The sequence below is a fragment of the Actinacidiphila paucisporea genome, from assembly GCF_900142575.1.
GTDB lineage: Bacteria > Actinomycetota > Actinomycetes > Streptomycetales > Streptomycetaceae > Actinacidiphila > Actinacidiphila paucisporea.
On sequence record NZ_FRBI01000006.1, the window covers coordinates 261,129 to 279,928 of the forward strand.

The following is an 18,800-nucleotide window of genomic DNA, read 5'->3' on the forward strand; positions in this document are numbered from 1 at the left end:
TCAGTAGCGGTAGGGGTCGTAGGGGTCGGCGTACTGCGGTTGCTGCTGCTGCTGCTCGTAGGTCTGCTGGTCGTAGGACTGCTGCTCGTACGGCTGCTGGTGCTGCTGGTGGTTCTGCTGCGGGTCGGACTCGTAGGTCCCCTGCTGGTGCGGGATGTAGGTCGGCGGCTGCTCCTGCTGGTAGCCGTAGCCGTACGGGTCGGCCGGCGACTGGGGCTGGCCGGTCCAGTCGCCGGTGGTCTGGACGTAGTCGTAGCCGGCGGCGGGCTGCTGGTAGCCGCCCTGGTCGTAGCCGTAGTCCTGCTGCTGCCCGCCGTAGGAGGCCGCGGCGGCCTGGTCGCCGGCCCAGCCGGAGGAGTCGCCGTAGCCGCCGTGCTGGCTGCCCTGACCGTGCTGGCCGTTCTGGCCGTTCTGGTAGCCGTAGGAGGCCGCCGCGGGCTGCGGGCCGGTGCCCCAGTCCTGGTAGCCCTGGGTGCCGTAGCCCTCGTAGCCGCCGTCGGTGTACGGGTCGGCGGGGTAGGGCTGCTGGTTCCCGTAGAGCGGGTATTCGCCGCTGTCCTCGTGCAGCGGGACCGGCTGGTAGACGTCGTCCGCGGCGCCGGCCGCCGGGTCGGCGATCTGCTCGGCGGCGACCGCATGGTCCGCGCCGGGGCCGCTGCCGACCGCCGCGAAGTCGTCCTCCTCGACCGGGCCGACCTCGATGACGGGCTCGGTGCGCGGGGCACCGCCCTTGCGGCGGCGGCTTGAGCCGGGTTGCCCGCCCAGCGCCCAGCCGGTGGAGAAGCCGCGCTTGTACGACAGGGTGACGAGGGTCTGCCCGGCGCCGAACGCCAGGGCGCCCAGCACGATCACCGCGATCTGGCCCACCGCGACGCCGACGACCACCCCGAGGAAGCCGCAGAAGGCCAGCACCCGCCAGCGAAGCCGCGCCTTGTACTGGAGCAGCACTTCGCCGAGCAGCCACAGCGCGACGATGCCGAACGCGATGTAGAGCACCGACAGGCCCATGTGCCCACTTCCTCACCCGGGAGCCGCAGCGCGCGTCACGCCCGCTGGTGCAGCCCCAGATTCTCGTAGATCTCCAGAGATGCTGTGGAGTGGTTAAGAGTAATGAAGTGCAGCCCCGGAATGTCCTCGGCCATCAGACGCCGGCACATCTGGGTGGCGAACTCGATGCCGATCGCCCGGACCGCCGCCGGATCGTCCTGCACGGCGAGGATCCGCTCCGCCAGGTCGGGCGGAAAGGGGGCGTTGCCGAGCTGCGAGAACCGCTCGATCTGCTTGACGTTGGTGACCGGCATCACTTCGGGGATGATCGGGGTGCTGCAGCCCGCCGCGTCGACCCGGTCGCGCAGCCGCAGGTAGTCGTCCGCGTCGAAGAACATCTGGGTGATGGCGAAGTCCGCGCCCGCACGGCACTTGTCGATGAAGTGCCGGGTGTCCTCGGCCGGGTCGGTGGAGCGCGGGTGCATCTCGGTGAAGGCCGCCACGCCCACGCAGAAGTCGCCGGACTCCTTGATGAGCGCGACCAGTTCCGCCGCGTAGGCCAGCCCCTGCGGGTGCGGGACCCACTCGGCGAGCGGGTCGCCGGGCGGGTCGCCGCGCACGGCGAGGATGTTGCGGATCCCGGCGTCGGCATACTGCCCGATGATGTTGCGCAGTTCGGCCACCGAGTGGTTCACCGCCGTCAGGTGCGCGCACGGGGTGAGGGTGGTGTCGGAGACGATCCGGTCGGTGGCCCGGACGGTGCCCTCGCGGGACGAGCCGCCGGCGCCGTAGGTGACCGACACGAAGGTCGGCTGGACCGCCTCGATCCGGCGGATCGCGTTCCACAGCGTCCGCTCGCCCTTCTCGGTCCTGGGCGCGGCGAACTCGAACGAGTACGACCGGTGACCGGAGGCGAGCAGCTCACGGATGGTGATCGCTCGGTCGGGTCGCGTGGACGAGATTCCCAGGGCCATGAATGCAGGCTAACCGTGTACGGCGACCGTGCGTCACCGTACCGGCGAATATGCCCGGCTACGTCCGTTTCCCTGTCCACCCTGTGGACAGGCTGCGCCGTCCCGCCGTCCTCGCGGACCCCGTCCGGGACGGCGGCCACGCGCCCGGCTCAGCCGTCGTACGAGCGGACCGCCGCCGCGAGTTCCCTCGCCGCCGCGTGCGGGTCGGCGGCCTCGGTGACGGCCCGGACGACCACGATGCGGCGGGCGCCGGCGTCCAGCACCTGCCCGACGTTGCCCGCGTCGATGCCGCCGATCGCGAACCACGGGCGGTCCGTGCCGAGCCCGGCCGCATAGCGCACCAGGGCGGGGCCGGGGGCGGGGCGGCCCGGCTTGGTGGGGGTCGGCCACACGGGCCCGGTGCAGAAGTAGTCGGCGCCCGGCTCGACCGCGGCCGCCGCCACCTCGCCCTCGGCGTGGCAGGACCGGCCGATGACCACCCGGTCGCCCAGCAGGGCGCGCGCGGCCGGCACCGGCAGGTCGCCCTGCCCCAGGTGCAGGACGTCGGCGCCGGCCGCGTGGGCGACATCGGCCCGGTCGTTGACCGCGAGCAGCCTGCCGTGCCGGCGGCACGCGTCCGCCAGCACGGCGAGCGCGGCAAGCTCCTCGCGGGCCTCGATGCCCTTGTCCCGCAGCTGGATCACGTCCACCCCGCCGGAGAGTGCCGCGTCGGCGAACTCCGCGAGGTCGCCGCGCCCGCTCCTGGCGTCGGTGCACAGATAGAGCCTGGCCGCCGCCAACCGCTCCCGGGCGCTGCTGCTGGTCATACGGTCGGCTCCCTGGGGGGCATGCGGCGGCCGCTGCCGCCGGCGGGCTACACGGCGAGCGCCTGCGCGCGGCGCTTCACCTCGGTCCCGCGATTCTCGCGCAGCGCCTGGGCGGGGGTGCCGGGCAGGGTGTCATCTGCGGTGAAGAGCCACTCCAGGGCCTCCTCGTCCGAGAACCCGTCGTCCTTGAGGACGGTGAGCGTGCCGGACAGGCCCTTGATGATCTTCCCCTCACCGATGAAGTCGCTCGGCACCATCAAGACCCTGTTCTCCCCGCGGCGGACCGCGATGAGCTGGCCCTCCTTGATGAGCGGCCGGATCCGGGTGATGTCGAGGCCCAGGCGCTCGGCGACCTCGGGCAGGGTGAGCCATGAGGGGACGAGTGCATCGATGTGTGCGTCAACCGACGAGAAAACTGTCACGGGACAAGCCTGCCACCTGCCACCGACAAGCGCTGCAGAGCGCCGCCGTCCGGGGCCGTCGGCGGCCCGGTCCAGCCGCCCGGTCCGGGCCGCCCGACCGATCCCCCGACCGATCCCCCGCCCCGGCCGCTCAGTCCGGCCGCTCCGCCGACATCAGCGGTACCGACGAGTCCGCCGCCACCGCCGGGTCCAGCACCGCGGACCGGCGGATCAGCTTGCGGGCCTGCGCCAGGTCGCGCGGCCGGTCCACCACGAGCACCGCGACCAGCCGGCCGTCGCGCAGCCAGCACGCCGACCAGGACGCGGTGGCCGGATCGCCGCGCAGCAGCAGCGTGTCGGTGTCGCGGTGGTGCCCGACGTACTGCACGAACCGCCCGAACTGCTCGGACCAGAAGTACGGCACCGGGTCGTAGCGCTCGTCCCCGCCCAGCACGTTGGCCGCGGCCGTCCGCGGGCCCTGCAGCGCGTTGTCCCAGTGGTGGATCAGCAGCCGCTCGCCGTAGCGGGCCGACGGGAAGGACGCGCAGTCGCCGACCGCGAGGACGCCGGGGGCGGTCGTACGCAGCCGGTCGTCGGCAAGCACCGCGCCGTCGCCGCCCAGCTGCACGCCGGATCCGGCCAGCCAGCCCGTCGCCGGGCGGGCGCCGATGCCCACCACGACGGCGTCGGCAGCCAGCCGGCTGCCGTCCGCCATGACCACGGCGCCGGGCTCCAGCGCGGACACCGGCAGACCGGTGCGCAACTCGACGCCCGCCTCCTCGTACCAGGTCCGCATGGGGGCGGTGACCAGCGCGGGCAGCGCGCCGGCCAGCGGCCGGTCCGCCGCCTCCACGACGGTCACCTCGCAGCCGGCCTGGCGGGCGGCGGTCGCGAACTCCGCGCCGATCCAGCCGGCGCCGACCACCACGACCCGCTGCCGCGCGTCCAGCACCGGGCGCAGCGCGGCCGCGTCGTCCAGCGTCCGCAGCAGGTGGACCCCGGGCAGGCCCGCGGTCCCGGGCAGGGCGACCGGATACGCGCCGGTCGCCACCACGAGGTGCTCGTACCTGAGCGGTCCGGCGTCCGTGACCACCTCGCGGTCCGCCGTGCGGAGCGCCTGGGCGCGCACGCCGATGCGCAGGTCGACGCCGAGCGCTTCGAAGTCCACGTCGAAGCGCACGTCGACCGCCGGGCTGCCGGCCTGTCCCAGCAGGACCGCCTTGGACAGCGGTGGACGGTCGTACGGCGGGTGCGGCTCGTCGCCGAGCAGCGTGATCCCCTCCCGCCATCCCAGCTCCCGCAAGGCCACGGCGGTCTGCACTCCGGCCATTCCGGCCCCGACGATCACCACGACAGCGCTGCGCTCGCTCACCCGCTCACGGTAACCCGAGCCGGTCCCTGCGGGGTGCTGTTACGCCCGCACGGTGCGGCTCCGTGGGCGGCCGCGCCGCCCCCGGGGGGGCTGGCCCCCGTACGCCGGCTGCCCGCGCCGCCGTCGTGGCCGCTCGCGCAGTTCCCCGCGCCCCCGACGGGCTGCCCCTCCGGTGCGCTGCTTGGCCGCGCCGACATCGTGGCCGCTCGCGCAGTTCCCCGCGCCCCCGACGGGCTGCCCCCCGCGGTACGACGCTTGGCCGCGCCGCCGTCGTGGCCGCTCGCGCAGTTCCCCGCGCCCCCGACGGGCTGCCCCCTCCGGGGCGGTAGGTGGGGGGAGATTCCGGGGTGGACGCGGTGGGGTGGGGTGGGGGGATAAGGTGAGCCGCGCAAGTGAACTCGCGGGAGCCCGGCGGAACCGGGCTGAGAGGGTGGCTGGGGGCCGCCGACCGTAGAACCTGATCCGGGTCATGCCGGCGAAGGGAGGAGCGGTAGTTCCATGCGGACTCACAATTGCGACGTGCTGGTCGTCGGCGGCGGGATCATCGGCCTGGTGACGGCGTGGCGCGCGGCCCAGCGCGGTCTGCGGACCGCGGTCGCGGACCCCGCACCCGGCGGCGGCGCCGCCCACGTGGCGGCGGGGATGCTCGCGGCGGTGACCGAGCTGCAGTACGGCGAGCAGACCCTGCTGGACCTGAACCTCGCGTCGGCGGACCGCTATCCGGACTTCGTCGCGGAGTTGACCGCGGCCACGGGGCTGGACACGGGTTACCGCCCGTGCGGCACGCTGGCCGTGGCGCTGGACGCCGACGACCGGGCGCAGTTGCGCGACCTGCACGCCTTCCAGACCTCGCTCGGTCTTGAGGCGCAGTGGCTGAGCGGCCGGGACTGCCGCCGGCTGGAGCCGATGCTGGCCCCCGGCGTGCGCGGCGGGCTGCGGGTCGACGGCGACCACCAGGTCGATCCGCGCCGGCTGGCGGCCGCGCTGCTGCGGGCGGCCGAGCTGGCCGGGGTGGCCTTCCTGCGGTCCGCGGTGGCCCGCGTGGAGTGCGCCGCCGACCGGCTGACGGGTGCGGTGCTGGCCGACGGCACCTCGGTCGCCGCCGGCCGCACGGTGCTGGCGGCGGGCTGCGAGAGCGGCCGGATCGCCGGGATACCGCCGGACGTCCTGCCGCCGGTGCGGCCGGTGAAGGGCCAGATCCTGCGGCTGCGTGTCCCGCCGGCGCACGCGCCGTTCCTGTCGCGCACGGTACGGGCGGTGGTACGCGGCAGCCACGTCTACCTGGTGCCGCGGGAGAACGGCGAGCTGGTGCTGGGCGCGACCAGCGAGGAGTCCGGCTGGGACACGGCGGTCACCGCCGGGGGGGTCTACGAACTCCTGCGTGACGCGCACGACGTGGTGCCCGGCATCACCGAACTCCCGCTCACCGAGACGCTGGCGGGACTGCGCCCCGCCACCCCCGACAACGCGCCGCTGCTCGGCCGTACCGCTCTCGACGGGCTGCTGCTGGCCACCGGACACCACCGCAACGGCGTGCTGCTCACCCCGGTCACCGGGGACGCCATGGCCGAGGTGCTGACCTCCGACACCGGCGAACTCCCGCCCTACGCCGCTGCCTTCGGGGCGCTGCGGTTCGGGCCGGCGCGGCAGGAGCTGACCGTATGACGATCACCGTCCACCTCAACGGCGAGCCCCGCACCGTCGCCGCCCCGGTCGCCCTCGACGCCCTGGTCGCCACCCTGACGTCCGCCCCCTCGGGCGTGGCCGCCGCCCTCAACGACACGGTCGTCCCCCGCACCCGCTGGTCCGCCACCCCCCTCGCCGACGGCGACCGGGTGGAAGTCCTCACCGCGGTCCAGGGGGGCTGAGCCGTGGCGGACGACCTGTTGCGGATCGGCGGAGTCGAATTCTCCTCGCGGCTGATCATGGGAACGGGCGGGGCGCCCAGCCTGGAGGTGCTGGAGCGGGCGCTCGTCGCGTCGGGTACCGAGGTGACGACGGTCGCGATGCGGCGGCTCGACCCGACGACGAAGGGCTCGGTGCTGTCGGTGCTGGCCCGGCACGGGATCCGGGCGCTGCCGAACACCGCGGGCTGCTTCACGGCCGGCGAGGCCGTCCTGACCGCGCGGCTCGCGAGGGAGGCGCTGGGCACCGACTGGGTCAAGCTCGAAGTCATCGCGGACGAGCGGACGTTGCTGCCCGACCCGGTCGAACTGCTGGACGCTGCCGAGACCTTGGTCGACGACGGCTTCACCGTACTGCCGTACACCAGCGACGACCCGGTGCTGGCCCGCAAGCTGGAGGACGTCGGCTGCGCCGCCGTCATGCCGCTGGGCTCCCCCATCGGGTCGGGCCTCGGCATCCGCAATCCGCACAATTTCCAGCTGATCACCGAGCGCGCCGGCGTCCCGGTCATCCTGGACGCGGGCGCCGGCACGGCCTCGGACGTGGCGCTGGCCATGGAGTTGGGCTGCGCGGCGGTCATGCTGGCCTCCGCCGTCACCCGCGCCCAGCACCCGGCCCTGATGGCCGAGGCCATGCGCCACGCGGTCACCGCCGGCCGCCTGGCCCACCGCGCCGGCCGCATCCCCCGCCGCCACCACGCCCTCCCCTCCTCCCCGACGACCGGCCTCCCCACCTCCCACCCCGAAATGCCCGCTTTCTGACCGCCCCACCCGCCGGACGGACCCCCGCGCTGCGGACCGGAGCACGCGAAGCGCCCACGAGGACCGCACGAAAAGGTCCTCCTTCGTCACGGTTCGGTTCCGGAACACCACGGCACGGCCACAGTCCTGGCGTGGAGCAGCGGCCGTGTCGGGGGCGGATCGTAGAATCGGACGTCGTGGACACCACCGTGCAGGATCCGCTGGTCGGGCAGACGCTCGACGGGCGTTACCGCGTCGAGGCGCGTATCGCCGTCGGCGGGATGGCCACGGTCTACCGGGCCGTGGACACCCGCCTCGACCGCATGCTCGCGTTGAAGGTGATGCATCCGGGGCTGGCGGCGGACACCGAGTTCGTGGAGCGGTTCATCCGGGAGGCCAAGGCGGTCGCGCGGCTGTCGCACACCAATGTCGTGGGGGTCTTCGACCAGGGCACCGACGGGACGTACGTCTACCTGGCCATGGAGTATGTCGCCGGGTGCACGCTGCGGGACGTGCTGCGGGAGCGCGGGGCGCTGTCGCCGCGGGCGGCGCTGGACATCCTGGAGCCGGTGCTCGCCGCGCTGGGTGCGGCGCACCGCGCGGGGCTCGTGCACCGGGACATGAAGCCGGAGAACGTGCTGATCGGGGACGACGGCCAGGTCAAGGTCGCCGACTTCGGGCTGGTCAGGACGGTGGACACGCAGACGAGCGTGTCGGGAGCGCTGCTCGGCACGGTGTCGTACCTGGCGCCGGAGCAGATCGGGCACGGCACGGTGGACCAGCGCACCGACGTGTACGCGTGCGGCGTGATGCTGTACGAGATGCTGACCGGCGCGAAGCCGTATGCGGGCGACACGCCGATGCAGGTGATCGTGCAGCGGCTGAACGAGGACGTGCCGCGGCCGTCCGCGGCCGTACCGGGGCTGCCGGCGGGGCTGGACGCGCTGGTGGAGCGGGCGGCGGCGCGGGACGCTGCGCGGCGGCCGGCCGACGCGGCGGCGATGTTCGCCGAGGTACGGGGGGTGCGGGCCGCGCTGAGCCCGCGGGAGCTGGACGCGCGGCCATACGAGGACGCGGTGCCGCCGGTGGGTTCCGAGGAGCCGACCAGCGTCGTGATCAGGCCGCCCGCCCCGGCGCAGGGCGCGGGCGAGGACGCCCTGAACCGGACGACCCGGCTGATGATGCCGCCACCGGACCTGGCGGAGATGCCGGCACCGCCGGCCGCGCCGCCCGCCGCCGGAGCGAGGGTACGCAGGAGCCGCAGGGGCCCGCTGGCAGTGCTGGTGGCCCTGCTGGTCATCATCGGCGTGGGCGCCGGTGTCTGGTACATCAGCGAGGGGCAGTTCACCCGGGTCCCGGGCGTGCTGGCGCTGCCTCAGACCCAGGCGCAGCACAAGCTCAGCTCGGCCGGCCTGGACACCCGGGTCGAGCAGGACTTCTCGCTGACCGTGCCGCGCGGCAGCGTGATCTCAACCGACCCCGAGCCCGGCAGGCGGATCCGCAGCAACGGCACGGTGACGCTGCGGGTGTCCAAGGGGCCGCAGGAGATCCGGGTGCCCGACGTCAAGGGCCACACCCTGGCCGACGCCCGGCGGCAGCTCAAGGCGGCGGGGCTGACCCCCGGCACGGTGCGGAAGTCGTTCGACGACTCGGTCCCGCAGGGCCAGGTCGTCGGGACGGACCCGGCGTCCGGTGCGGAGCGCTCCCCCGGCACCCCGGTGACCCTGACCGTCTCGCGCGGTTCGCCGGTGGACGTGCCGGACGTGATCGGCGAGTCGGTCACCGACGCGCAGCAGGATCTGCAGGGCGCGGGCTTCACGGTGGTCCTGGCGCCGGAGAAGGTCTTCTCCGACGAGGCCGACAAGGACACCGTCGCCCTGGAGTCCCCGGACCGGGACAGCCAGGCGGCGGCGGGCGACACGGTGACGATCACCGTGTCCAGGGGCCAGCAGCTCTTCCCGGTGCCCGACGTCAAGGGCAAGAAGGCGGGTGACGCCCAGCAGATCCTCAAGGACGCCGGCTTCGACGTGCGGGTGATCGACATCTTCTTCGGCGACACCGTGTTCAGCGAGTCCCCCGGCGGCGGCAGCCAGGCGCCGAAGGGCGCCACGGTCACCCTCTGGGTGCGCTGAGCCCTTCCGCGCCCACCCGCGGAGATCCAAACGACAGGCCCTAGATCTCCGGGCCTTCGCCCGGCTCCTCCTGGTAGGAGTAGCGCTGCTCGCTCCAGGCGTCGCCGATGTTGTGATAGCCGCGTTCCTCCCAGAAACCGCGGCGGTCCGCCGTCATGTATTCGACGCCGCGGACCCACTTGGGGCCTTTCCAGGCGTAGAGCCCGGGAACGATGAGCCGCACCGGGAAGCCGTGTTCCGCGGTGAGGGGCTGGCCGCCCTTGTGGGTGGCGAATAGGGACTGGTCGTCGAGGAAGTCCTCGATCCGCAGGTTGGAGCTGAATCCGTATTCGGCCCAGACCATCACATGGGTCACGTCGGCGGCGGGCGGCGCGAGCTTCACGACGGTCGAGGTGGCGACGCCGCCCCATTCGATGCCGAGCATCGAGAATTTCGTGACGCAGTGGAAGTCGGCGACGACCGTGTCATAGGGCAGCGCGGAGAAATCCGCGTGATTCCAGCAGGTCTTGTCGCCGTCCGCGGTGGCGCCGAAGACGCGGAACTCCCAGCGGTCGGGTTTGAAGCGCGGCACCGGGCCGTAGTGCGTCACGGGCCAGCCCCGCTGGAGCCGCTGGCCCGGCGGCAGCTCCCCCTCGCGACGCTCGTACCGACCCATGTGTCCATGGTGACAGACCGGACGAGGTGCTCATGACCCGGGCGGACACGGCGGTCACTGACGGTAAGGACTCGCTTACTGGATCGCGTCACCGTGCGGTGCGAGGATGCGCGCACCACTCGTCGATACGGAAGGACGGCGTCGCATGCAGGGCGACCCCGAGGTCATCGAGTTCCTCAACGAACAGCTGACCGCTGAGCTGACCGCGATCAACCAGTACTTTCTGCACGCGAAGATGCAGGAGAACTTCGGCTGGCTGAAGCTCGCGAAGTACACCAGGTCGGAGTCGTTCGACGAGATGAAGCACGCCGAGATGCTGACCGACCGCATTCTCCTTCTCGAAGGCCTGCCGAACTACCAGCGGCTCTTCCATGTCAGGGTCGGGCAGACCGTCACCGAGATGTTCCAGGCCGACCGGCAGGTGGAGGTCGAGGCGATCGACCGGCTGCGCCGCGGTATCGAGGTCATGCACGCCAAGGCCGACTTCACGTCGAAGAACATCTTCGAATCGATCCTGGCCGACGAGGAGCACCACATCGACTATCTCGACACGCAGTTGGAGCTGGTGGAGAAGCTGGGCGAGCCGCTGTACCTCGCGCAGCTGATCGAGCAGCCGGACAGCTGAGCGCCTTGGCACCGTCCCCGCGGGGCAGCGGCTCAGGCCGCGCGCGCGTCCGGCTCCTCGGCCCGTACCAGCACCGCCGGCACCGCGGCGGCGCTCCCGGCCGGCTGCGGCTCCGAACGGGTCGGGTAGCCCGACCCGCGGCCGAGCAGGCTCTGGATGCGCTTGACGCACGACCCGCAGTCGGTGCCCGCCTTGCAGGCGGAGGCTATCTGCCGGGGGGTGCAGCGACCGGCGTCGGCGTGCTGCTTGACCTGCTGCTCGGTGATGCCGAAGCAGGAGCAGACGTACACGCGGGTCACCGCCGATCCGGGGCCATGAGGAGCTGAGGTAACCCTTACCTTACCTGCCGGTCCTGGCGGAGAAAAGCGACAAGGGGCGCGGATCGATGTGATCCGCACCCCTTCCGTACGAGCGCACACGAGCGTTCACCCGGGCTCGCGAGCGCCGACGAGCGCTACTGCCCGCGGTACATCTCCGCGACCAGGAAGGCCAGGTCGAGCGACTGGCTGCGGTTGAGCCGCGGGTCGCAGGCCGTCTCGTACCGCTGGTGCAGGTCGTCCACGAAGATCTCGTCGCCGCCGCCGACGCACTCGGTGACGTCGTCGCCGGTCAGCTCGACGTGGATGCCGCCGGGGTGGGTGCCGAGCGCGTGGTGGACCTCGAAGAAGCCCTTGACCTCGTCCAGCACGTCGTCGAAGCGCCGGGTCTTGTGGCCCGACGCGGCCTCGAAGGTGTTGCCGTGCATCGGGTCGCTGATCCAGACGACCTGCGCGCCGGACGCGGAGACCTTCTCCACGAGCGTCGGCAGCTTGTCGCGGACCTTGTCCGCGCCCATCCGCACGATGAAGGTGAGCCGGCCGGGGTCGCGGTCCGGGTCGAGCCGGTCGATGTAGGTCAGCGCCTCCTCCGGCGTGGTGCCGGGGCCGAGCTTCACACCGATCGGGTTGCTGATCCGGGAGGCGAACTCGATGTGCGCGCCGTCCAGCTGCCGGGTGCGCTCGCCGATCCAGACCATGTGGCCGGACACGTCGTAGAGCTTGCCGGTACGCGAGTCGGTACGGGTCAGCGCCGTCTCGTAGTCGAGCAGCAGCGCCTCGTGGGAGGCGTAGAACTCGACGGTGCGGAATTCCGCCGGGTCGGTGCCGCAGGCCGCCATGAAGTTCAGCGCGTTGTCGATCTCGCGGGCCAGCGCCTCGTAGCGCTGCCCGGACGGCGAGGACTTCACGAAGTCCTGGTTCCAGGCGTGCACCTGGCGCAGGTCGGCGTAACCGCCGGTGGTGAAGGCGCGCACCAGGTTCAGCGTGGACGCGGACGCGTGGTACATCCGCTTGAGCCGCTCGGGGTCCGGGGTGCGGGCCTGCGCGGTGAATTCGAAGCCGTTGACGGAGTCGCCGCGGTAGGTCGGCAGCGTCACCCCGTCGCGGGTCTCGGTCGGCTTGGACCGCGGCTTGCTGTACTGCCCGGCGATCCGCCCGACCTTGACCACCGGCACCGAGGCGGCGTAGGTGAGGACCGCTCCCATCTGGAGCAGCGTCTTCAGCTTGTTGCGGATCTGGTCGGCGCCGACCGCGTCGAACGCCTCGGCGCAGTCACCGCCCTGGAGGAGGAAGGCCTCACCCCTGGCGACCGACGCCAAGCGGCTGCGCAGCTGGTCGCACTCCCCGGCGAAGACGAGCGGCGGATACGAGGCGAGGTCGGCGATCACGTCGCGCAGAGCCTCGGAGTCGGGCCACTCGGGCTGCTGCGCCGCGGGAAGAGCGTGCCAGGTGTTGCCCCCGGCGTGGATGTCTGCGTTCACGGTCACAGGCCCCACATTACGGGGTCGTGTCATCTGCTTTCCGACCCGCTCAATGGATGAGACATGCCGTCACAGGAGCAACACGGAAATCACCGGCCCGCCTGTTAACGTCATCCCGCTTCAGAGCCGACGCCGCCCTGGCGCAGGCTCCCCGGGAGGACGCGCCCCTGGCGCGCGCGAAAACCGAGGGCAGCACCTTGACAAACAGACATCGCAAACGGAAGTCCACCATCGCCTACGGAGCGGGAGCCGCCGTGCTCGCCGCCGTGGCGGCCTTCGCCACGGTCGCGCAGGCGAGCCCGTCCTCGGGCGGCACGGCCGACGCGAGGGCGGGCCTGGCGCGTAACGCGCTGCAAACCGACTTCGCCGCCGCGGCGGCCGAATTCCACGTACCGCAGAGCGTGCTGATGGCGGTGTCCTACCGGCAGACCCTGTGGGAGTCGCACCAGGGCCGGCCGAGCACCACCGGCAACTACAACGTGATGGGCCTCACCCAGGTCACCGCCGCCGACATCGGGCAGCCCTCGGACGCGGAACGGCTCTCGCACCTGAACATGAGCGGCGACCCGGCCGTCTCCCGGCACTTCGACGCCGCCCGGGCGCTGGGCGGCGACCCCGGGAAGGTCGACACCACCGACCCGCGGCTGCACACCCTGGACGCCGCGGCGAAGCTGATCGGCGCCGCCACCTCCGAGGTGCGCTCCGACCCGCGGCAGAGCGTACGGGCCGGCGCCGCGCTGCTGGCGCAGTACGAGAAGGCCGCGTCCGGCTCGCTGCCGGCCGACCCGGGCCGCTGGTGGGCCGGTATCGCCCGCTACAGCCAGTCCCCCGACCGCGCCGGCGCCGCGCAGTTCGTGCGGCGGGTCTACGACACGGTGAAGTCCGGCGCGGCCCGGCTGACCGCGGACGGCCAGGCGGTGACGCTGGCCGCCGACCCGTCGGTGGCCCCGGTCGAGCCGGGCAAGGTGCCGCTGGCGGCGTCCACCACACCGCCGCCTGTGACCAGCGACACCGTCACAGCCGACTGCCCGACGTCGCTGAGCTGCACCTTCGTGGCCGCGGGCTTCAAGCAGAACAGCACTACGCCGGACGACTTCGGCAACTACAACGTCTCGGACCGCCCCGCCAACGGCGAGGACGTGCGCTACCTCGTCATCCACGACATGGAGGGCACCTTCGACGGCAGCATCAAGGAGTTCCAGGACCCCACCGCCTACGCCAGCGCCCACTACCTGGTCGCCGACGACGGCCGCGTCACCCAGATGGTGCAGCTCAAGGACGAGGCGTGGCACTCGGCGAACAAGACCGTGAACATGCACTCGGTCGGCGTGGAGCACGAGGGCTGGGCGATCAAGACCGGTGACTGGTTCACCGAGCAGGAGTACGACTCCTCGGCCGTCCTGGTGAAATACCTGGCCCAGAAATTCGGCATCCCGCTGGATCGCGAGCATGTCATCGGCCACGACGAGGTGCCGGGAGTGCTGGACGCCAAGGTCTCCGCGCAGCACTGGGACCCGGGTCCGTACTGGGACTGGAACCACTACATGTCGCTGCTGGGCGCCCCCGACGGCGCGGGCGGCGCGGGCGGCCCGGTGGCGACCGGCCAGCTGGTCCGTGTCGTGCCGCCGTACACCACCGCGAACCAGCCGACGCTGACCAACGGCGGCGCCGCGGTCCCCGCGCACCCGGCGAACTTCGTCTACCTCTACACCTCGCCGTCCACGGGCGCCGCGCTGCCGGCCGACCCCTACCTGGGCGCCGTGAAGTGGAGCGACGGCGCGAACTGGGCCGACAAGGTCCCCGCGGGCGGCGCCTACGTGGTCGCCGGCGTGCAGGCCGACTGGACGGCGATCTGGTATCAGGGCCGCGCGCTGTGGTTCCAGAACCCGGGCGGGCAGTTCACCTCGGTCCTCGCCGCGACCCCGGTCATCACCCCGAAGTCCGGCACGATCCCGGTCTACGGCCGGGCCTACCCCGAGGACGCGGCCTACGCGGGCACCGGCGTGCCCGTACAGGACCAGAACACCGCCTCGCTGACGAAGTACACGATCCCGGCGGGCCAGTCCTACGCCCAGGCGGGCCCCGAGGAGGTCGGCGACTACTGGTACGCGGGCACCTTCGCCGGCACCGCGGCCGGTGACCGCACCCTGGTCAAGGGCACCGACGCGTTCTACCCGATCCGCTACAACCACCGGATCGCCTGGGTGCGGGCGGGCGACGTCAACCGTTCCGCCCTGACACGAGGCGCCCCCGTGCGCTAGGGTCGCCGGCATGACCGCGCTTCAGAACTCACCGACGACGCACCAGGACTGGTGGTGGACCGCTCATCCGGCGGCCCGCTGAATCGCGCATCAGCAGCACTTCGCGAAGGCCGCCCGCAGGGGCGGCCTTCGGCGTTTCCCGGCCTGGTCGCCGCCCCTTCCCCGCCGTCAAGGAAGGACACCCGACCGTGCCAGAGACTCCCGACGCCGTACGGCTCGTCACCCGCCTGCTCACCCCGGGGCACCCGCCCTTCGCCCTGCTGCACCGCAGGACGCCGGGCCGGCCCGAGGGGGTCGCGGAGGTGCTCACCGGACCCGTCACGGCCGTCGAGCGCCTCGCCGACATCGCGCTGCCCGCCGGCGCGGCCGACGGCGGCGCGCACACCGACGCCCTCGCCCTGATCCCCTTCCGGCAGATCCGCGAACGCGGCTTCGACGTCCGCGACGACGGCACCCCGCTGCTGGTCCTGCACCCCGAGGAGAGCGCCGAAGTCCCGCTCGACGACCTCCTCGACGCGCTGCCCGACGTCCCCGTGCGGGTCGAGAACGGCGCCTTCGACGTCGGTGACGACGCCTACGCGGACATCGTCGGGCGGGTCATCGAGGACGAGATCGGCCAGGGCGAGGGCGCCAACTTCGTGATCCGCCGCACCTTCCGCGGCAGCATCCCGGACTACGGGCCCGCCGCCGCGCTGGCCCTCTTCGCCCGGCTGCTGCGCGGCGAACGCGGCGCGTACTGGACGTATGTGGTGCACACCGCGGAGCGCACCCTGGTCGGCGCCAGCCCCGAGGTCCATGTGCGGATGTCGGGCAACACCGTCGTGATGAACCCGATCAGCGGCACCTACCGCTACCCGGCGCAGGGCCCCGACGCCGCCGGGCTGCTGGACTTCCTGGCCGACCCCAAGGAGGCCGAGGAGCTGACCATGGTGGTGGACGAGGAACTGAAGATGATGTGCACCGTCTGCGACCTCGGCGGGGTCGTGGTCGGCCCGCGGCTGAAGGAGATGGCGCACCTGGCGCACACCGAGTACGAGCTGCGCGGGCGCTCCACCCGCGACGTGCGCGAGGTGCTGCGCGAGACGATGTTCGCCGCGACCGTGACCGGCTCGCCGGTGCAGAACGCCTGCCGGGTCATCGAGCGCCACGAGCCCGGCGGGCGCGGCTACTACGCCGGCGCCCTGGCCCTCATCGGCCGCGACGCGGGCGGCGCCCAGACGCTGGACTCCCCCATCCTGATCCGCACCGCCGACATCTCCCCCGGCGGCGAGCTGCGCGTCCCGGTCGGCGCGACGCTCGTACGGCACTCCCGGCCGCATTCCGAGGTCGCCGAGACCCACGCCAAGGCCGCGGGCGTGCTCACCGCGCTCGGGGTGCGCCAGGCCCCGCCGCGTACCCCCGGGGCTCCCAGGCCGCGGCTGGCCGACGACATCCGCGTACGAGCCGCCCTCGACGCCCGCCGGGCGCACCTGGCGCCGTTCTGGCTGCGGATGCAGGTCGAGCACCCCGAGCCGACCGCGCACGCCCTGGTGGTCGACGGCGAGGACACCTTCACCGCGATGCTGGCCCACCTGCTGCGCTCCTCGGGCCACGCGGTGACCGTGCGCCGCTACGACGACCCGGGGCTGCGGGCCGCGGCGCTGCGCCACCGGGGCCCGGTGGTGCTGGGCCCGGGACCCGGCGACCCGGCCGACACCGCCGACCCCAAGATGCGCTTCCTGCGGGCGCTGGCCGCCGACCTGGTCCGCGACCACCCGCACGGGCTGCTCGGGGTCTGCCTGGGCCACGAGCTGCTGGCCGCGGAGCTGGGCCTGGACCTGGTCCGCAAGGACGAGCCCTTCCAGGGCGCCCAGCGCACAATCGACCTCTTCGGCCGCGAGGAGACGGTCGGCTTCTACAACTCCTTCACCGCCCGCTGCGACGGGACCGCGGCCGAGGAGCTGGCGATGCACCGGGTCGAGCTGAGCCGCGACCCGGGCACCGGCGACATCCACGCGATGCGCGGCCCCGGCTTCGCGGGCGTGCAGTTCCACCCGGAGTCGGTGCTGACGCTGAACGGCTCGCGGATCGCGGCGGAGCTGCTGGCGCAGGTGCTGCTGCCGGCGCGCTGAGTCCTGCCGTCCGGATCTCCGCGACACCGCGGAGATCCGGACCCCGGACCCTAGACCGGCACGGCGTCGCTCCCCGCGCACGCGGGGCTGATCCCCGCGTGGTGGCCGGGCGACAGCGCCATGCCGCCCGCTGTCCGCACGCGCGGGGGCTCCGACCGGGCCGGTTCGCCGAGGACCGGTCCGATCAGCCGGCGCACCGCCGCCAGCAGGTCGGACTCCGGCGCCGTGCCGTCCAGCACCAGGTCCGCCCGGCTGCGGGACGGGGCGACGTATTCCGCGTGGCTCTCGCGCCCGTGGGCCAGGTAGTTGCGCAGCGACAGGGCGGGGTCCTGGCGCTGGACCTCGATCTTGCGGAGGATCTTCCTGGCCAGCCGGATGTCGTCCGGCGTGTCGACGTACACCCGCCAGGCGGCCCGGGCGGCGACCGCGGGCAGGGTCAGGGCGAACAGGCCCTCGACCACCACCAGGCGGTGCCGCCCGGACCCGGCGGCCGCGTCGATCGCGGCGGTCACCGCGGTCTCGTCGATGGACCCCGGGTGGTTCCAGTCCAGGGTCTCCGCGCCGGTCGCGCTGAGCGTCCTGACCCCGCGCAGCGGATCGTGCGCGGGGACGTAGAAGTCGTCCAGATGGATCAGTCCGACGGTGTCGGGATGGTGCAGCGCCAGCGCTTCGGCAAGGGTGGACTTGCCGGACGCGGTGCCGCCCGCGACCGCCAGTACGGGCACGCGGAGACCTCCCGCCCACCACCCGCGGTCGCCCCTGTCCGGAAGCACTCCGCGCGTCACTTCTTCACCCGCCATACCGGGCGCTCCTCATGTGCTCAAGGGGGAAACGAAGCGGCCGGACAAGCCGGGTGCAGGGAGAATAGGTCGCGGGGATCACTTGCGGCAAGCGCTGTCGGTGTACGTCTTCCCGGCGGCGTCCGCGGCGCCGGCGGAGCTACCCGAAGAAGACCCCCGCCTCCGCGTAGAGCGACGGGTCGACGGTCTTGATCCTGGAGGTCGCGTCGCCGATCGGCACCCGGACGATGTCGGTGGAGCGCAGCGCGACCATCTTGCCGAAGTCGCCGTCCCTGACGGCCTCGACGGCGTGCAGGCCGAAGCGGGTGGCGAGCCAGCGGTCGAAGGCGCTGGGGGTGCCGCCGCGCTGGACGTGGCCGAGGACGGTGGTCCTGGCCTCCTTGCCGGTGCGCTTCTCGATCTGGTTGGCGAGCCACTCGCCGACGCCGGACAGCCGGACGTGCCCGAAGGAGTCCAGGGTGCCGTCCTTGAGGACCATGTCGCCGTCGCGCGGCATCGCGCCCTCGGCGACGACCACGATCGGCGCGTAGCGGATCTTGAAGCGGCTCTCGACCCAGGCGCACACCTGGTCGAGGTCGAAGCGCTGTTCCGGTATGAGGATCACGTTGGCGCCGCCGGCCAGGCCCGAGTGCAGCGCGATCCAGCCCGCGTGCCGGCCCATCACCTCGACCACCAGGACCCGCATGTGCGACTCGGCGGTGGTGTGCAGCCGGTCGATGGCCTCGGTGGCGATGTTGACGGCGGTGTCGAAACCGAAGGTGTAGTCGGTCGCCGAGAGGTCGTTGTCGATGGTCTTGGGGACCCCCACCACTTTTACGCCGTGTTCCTGGTGGAGGGTGGCCGCGACGCCGAGGGTGTCCTCGCCGCCGATCGCGATGAGCGCGTCGATGCCCTCGGCCGCCAGGTTCTCCTGGACCCGGCGCGCTCCGCCCTCGATCTTGAGCGGGTTGGTGCGCGAGGAGCCGAGTATGGTGCCGCCGCGCGGCAGTATGCCGCGGACCGCCGGGATGTCGAGCCGTACGGTGTCCCCTTCCAGGGGGCCACGCCAACCGTCCCTGAAGCCGGTGAAGTCGTACCCGTACTCCTGGACGCCTTTACGCACGATGCCGCGGATGACCGCATTGAGGCCGGGGCAGTCTCCGCCGCCAGTCAGAACTCCGACTCGCATGGACTCTTCCCTTCGTCGCAAGCCAGCTGTGCCGGATGTGACAACCTCCGCCAAGCTAGCGTGAC

At 72.7% G+C, this 18,800-nt stretch carries 17 protein-coding genes and 1 riboswitch; of the genes, 7 read left to right on the plus strand and 10 right to left on the minus strand.

Annotated elements, in window-relative coordinates:
* The 5 genes from BUE44_RS12600 to BUE44_RS12620 form a co-directional block, all read right to left on the minus strand.
* On the minus strand, positions 1-1,008 hold the full coding sequence (locus BUE44_RS12600; RefSeq protein WP_073497313.1) for a hypothetical protein: 1,008 nt from the start codon (positions 1,006-1,008) through the stop codon (positions 1-3).
* Positions 1,009-1,043: 35 nt separating this feature from the next.
* Complete coding sequence (metF, locus tag BUE44_RS12605; RefSeq protein WP_073497315.1) at positions 1,044-1,961, minus strand: methylenetetrahydrofolate reductase [NAD(P)H]; 918 nt, start codon at positions 1,959-1,961, stop codon at positions 1,044-1,046.
* A gap of 149 nt (positions 1,962-2,110) precedes the next feature.
* On the minus strand, positions 2,111-2,767 hold the full coding sequence (thiE, locus tag BUE44_RS12610) for a thiamine phosphate synthase (RefSeq protein ID WP_073497317.1): 657 nt from the start codon (positions 2,765-2,767) through the stop codon (positions 2,111-2,113).
* Between the two features lie 47 nt (positions 2,768-2,814).
* Positions 2,815-3,189: an Rv2175c family DNA-binding protein gene (locus tag BUE44_RS12615; RefSeq protein WP_073497319.1), complete on the minus strand. Its 375-nt coding sequence runs from the start codon at positions 3,187-3,189 to the stop codon at positions 2,815-2,817.
* Positions 3,190-3,319: 130 nt separating this feature from the next.
* Positions 3,320-4,540 (minus strand): NAD(P)/FAD-dependent oxidoreductase, encoded by a 1,221-nt coding sequence (locus BUE44_RS12620; protein WP_073497321.1) that lies wholly within the window; start codon positions 4,538-4,540, stop codon positions 3,320-3,322.
* A gap of 391 nt (positions 4,541-4,931) precedes the next feature.
* Positions 4,932-5,041, plus strand: a riboswitch (TPP riboswitch).
* On the opposite strand from BUE44_RS12620, the gene thiO reads away from it, so the two are divergent.
* The 4 genes from thiO to pknB all read left to right on the plus strand — a co-directional run bounded on the left by thiO (position 5,039) and on the right by pknB (position 9,317).
* Positions 5,039-6,205 carry a glycine oxidase ThiO gene (gene thiO, locus BUE44_RS12625; protein ID WP_073497323.1) on the plus strand — a complete coding sequence of 389 codons (1,167 nt, stop codon included), beginning with the start codon at positions 5,039-5,041 and terminating at the stop codon, positions 6,203-6,205. Its footprint overlaps the riboswitch before it by 3 nt.
* On the plus strand, positions 6,202-6,408 hold the full coding sequence (thiS, locus tag BUE44_RS12630; protein WP_407640021.1) for a sulfur carrier protein ThiS: 207 nt from the start codon (positions 6,202-6,204) through the stop codon (positions 6,406-6,408). The genes thiO and thiS overlap by 4 nt, the downstream gene beginning before the upstream one ends.
* 3 nt (positions 6,409-6,411) lie before the next feature.
* Entirely contained in the window at positions 6,412-7,206 is a 795-nt protein-coding gene (locus tag BUE44_RS12635; RefSeq protein WP_073497325.1) for a thiazole synthase, read from the plus strand.
* Between the two features lie 176 nt (positions 7,207-7,382).
* Positions 7,383-9,317, plus strand: a complete 1,935-nt coding sequence (gene pknB, locus BUE44_RS12640; protein ID WP_073497327.1) for a Stk1 family PASTA domain-containing Ser/Thr kinase — start codon at positions 7,383-7,385, stop codon at positions 9,315-9,317.
* A gap of 40 nt (positions 9,318-9,357) precedes the next feature.
* Here the strand turns inward: pknB and BUE44_RS12645 are convergent, their stop codons facing one another.
* On the minus strand, positions 9,358-9,972 hold the full coding sequence (locus BUE44_RS12645; RefSeq protein WP_073497329.1) for a sulfite oxidase-like oxidoreductase: 615 nt from the start codon (positions 9,970-9,972) through the stop codon (positions 9,358-9,360).
* Positions 9,973-10,117: 145 nt separating this feature from the next.
* On the opposite strand from BUE44_RS12645, the gene bfr reads away from it, so the two are divergent.
* A complete protein-coding gene (gene bfr / locus BUE44_RS12650) occupies positions 10,118-10,597 on the plus strand; it encodes a bacterioferritin (protein WP_073497331.1) in 480 nt (159 codons plus the stop codon).
* A gap of 32 nt (positions 10,598-10,629) precedes the next feature.
* Here the strand turns inward: bfr and BUE44_RS12655 are convergent, their stop codons facing one another.
* Both BUE44_RS12655 and BUE44_RS12660 read right to left on the minus strand, forming a co-directional pair.
* Complete coding sequence (locus tag BUE44_RS12655; protein ID WP_073497548.1) at positions 10,630-10,887, minus strand: (2Fe-2S)-binding protein; 258 nt, start codon at positions 10,885-10,887, stop codon at positions 10,630-10,632.
* A 164-nt stretch (positions 10,888-11,051) separates the two neighbouring features.
* On the minus strand, positions 11,052-12,401 hold the full coding sequence (locus tag BUE44_RS12660; RefSeq protein ID WP_073497333.1) for a class II 3-deoxy-7-phosphoheptulonate synthase: 1,350 nt from the start codon (positions 12,399-12,401) through the stop codon (positions 11,052-11,054).
* A gap of 191 nt (positions 12,402-12,592) precedes the next feature.
* Between BUE44_RS12660 and BUE44_RS12665 the strand changes: the two genes are divergently transcribed.
* Together BUE44_RS12665 and BUE44_RS12670 are read left to right on the plus strand one after the other, a co-directional pair.
* On the plus strand, positions 12,593-14,656 hold the full coding sequence (locus BUE44_RS12665) for an N-acetylmuramoyl-L-alanine amidase (protein WP_235002081.1): 2,064 nt from the start codon (positions 12,593-12,595) through the stop codon (positions 14,654-14,656).
* 188 nt (positions 14,657-14,844) lie between these two features.
* Complete coding sequence (locus tag BUE44_RS12670) at positions 14,845-16,767, plus strand: anthranilate synthase family protein (RefSeq protein WP_073497337.1); 1,923 nt, start codon at positions 14,845-14,847, stop codon at positions 16,765-16,767.
* Positions 16,768-16,817: 50 nt separating this feature from the next.
* Here BUE44_RS12670 and BUE44_RS12675 read toward each other — a convergent pair whose 3' ends face one another.
* Positions 16,818-17,492, minus strand: coding sequence for a uridine kinase family protein (locus tag BUE44_RS12675; protein WP_073497340.1), 675 nt, complete (start codon positions 17,490-17,492; stop codon positions 16,818-16,820).
* 214 nt (positions 17,493-17,706) lie between these two features.
* Positions 17,707-18,735: a 6-phosphofructokinase gene (locus BUE44_RS12680; RefSeq protein WP_073497341.1), complete on the minus strand. Its 1,029-nt coding sequence runs from the start codon at positions 18,733-18,735 to the stop codon at positions 17,707-17,709.
* Positions 18,736-18,800: the final 65 nt, after the last annotated feature.